This is a genomic window from Streptomyces sp. NRRL WC-3549 (genome assembly GCF_000721935.1).
Classification (GTDB): domain Bacteria; phylum Actinomycetota; class Actinomycetes; order Streptomycetales; family Streptomycetaceae; genus Streptomyces.
In genome coordinates, this window is the sequence record NZ_KL585450.1 from 34,472 (window position 1) to 35,925 (window position 1,454).

General features: G+C 70.2%; 1 protein-coding gene. It reads right to left on the reverse strand.

The genetic code is table 11. The features are described 5' to 3' along the window. The coding region (locus IH13_RS0135335; RefSeq protein WP_037843349.1) for a helicase-related protein at positions 1-1,160 on the reverse strand (1,160 nt) is incomplete at its 3' end. Positions 1,161-1,454: the final 294 nt, after the last annotated feature.

Sequence of the window (1,454 nt, forward strand, 5' to 3'; positions counted from 1 at the left end):
GAGATGTGTATAAGAGACAGCCGCTGGACCTTGGTGCGGTGGCTGTAGCGGGAGATACGGGCCGTGCCCGGGTCGATGACGTACTTGATGCCCGGGACGGTCAGCGAGGTCTCCGCGACGTTCGTCGCCAGAACGATCCTGCGGCCCGTATGACGCTGGAACACCCGGTGCTGCTCGGCGTGCGAGAGGCGCGCGTAGAGGGGGAGCACCTCGGTGTTGCGGAGGTTGCGCTTGTTCAGCGCGTCCGCCGTGTCGCGGATCTCCCGCTCGCCGGAGAGGAAGACCAGGACGTCGCCCGGTGCCTCGTGGTCCAGCTCGTCGACGGCGTCGCAGATCGCGGTGATCTGGTCGCGGTCGGCGTCGCTGCTGTCCTCCTCCAGGAGGGGGCGGTAGCGCACCTCGACCGGGTACGTACGCCCGCTGACCTCGACGATCGGTGCCTCGCCGAAGTGCTTGGCGAAGCGTTCCGGGTCGATGGTCGCGGAGGTGACGACGACCTTCAGGTCGGGGCGCTTGGGCAGCAGCCGGGCGAGGTAGCCGAGCAGGAAGTCGATGTTCAGCGACCGCTCGTGGGCCTCGTCGATGATGATCGTGTCGTAGGCGAGCAGTTCGCGGTCCGTCTGGATCTCGGCCAGCAGGATGCCGTCCGTCATCAGCTTCACGAACGTCGCGTCCGGGTTCACCTGGTCGGTGAAGCGCACCTTCCAGCCGACGGCCTCACCGAGCGGGGTCTTCAGCTCGTCCGCCACCCGCTCGGCGACCGTGCGGGCCGCGATCCGGCGGGGCTGGGTGTGCCCGATCATGCCCCGGACCCCGCGCCCGAGTTCCATGCAGATCTTGGGGATCTGCGTGGTCTTGCCGGACCCCGTCTCCCCGGCGACGATCACGACCTGGTGGTCGCGTATCGCCTCCAGGATCTCGTCCTTCTTCTGGCTGACCGGAAGCTGTTCGGGGTACGACAGGGCGGGCATCCGGGCGGCGCGCCCCGCGAGCCGCCCGGCCGCCTTCCCGGCCTCGGCGGAGATCTCGTCCAGCACGGACTGGCGGGCCTCGGGCTTGCGGATGCGGCGGGCACCCTCGAGACGCCGGCCGAGCCGGTGCGCGTCGCGGAGCGAGAGCTGCCCGAGCTGGGACTGGAGGTCGGCAAAGGAAGTAGACATACGGACTCCAGGATCTCACCCGGGCGCGAGGAGTGGCGAACCCATTTCGCGCGGACCCCGTCACCCGGCCCACGACCCGGTCACCGGCCCGCCGGTCCCACGTCGCCGGGGCGTCCTCCGCGGGCGCGCGCCGAGCCCGTGGCCGTACGGGCACGCGGGATGACGGCACGTACCATTTCGGGCAGCTGATCACCCGTCCGTAACCGTGGAAGGCGGTCGTCGTGTCCCGTACGCAGTGGTGCCGCCTGGCGGCGGTGCTGGCGGTCGTTCTGGGACTCTTCGGCGCACCGGCGG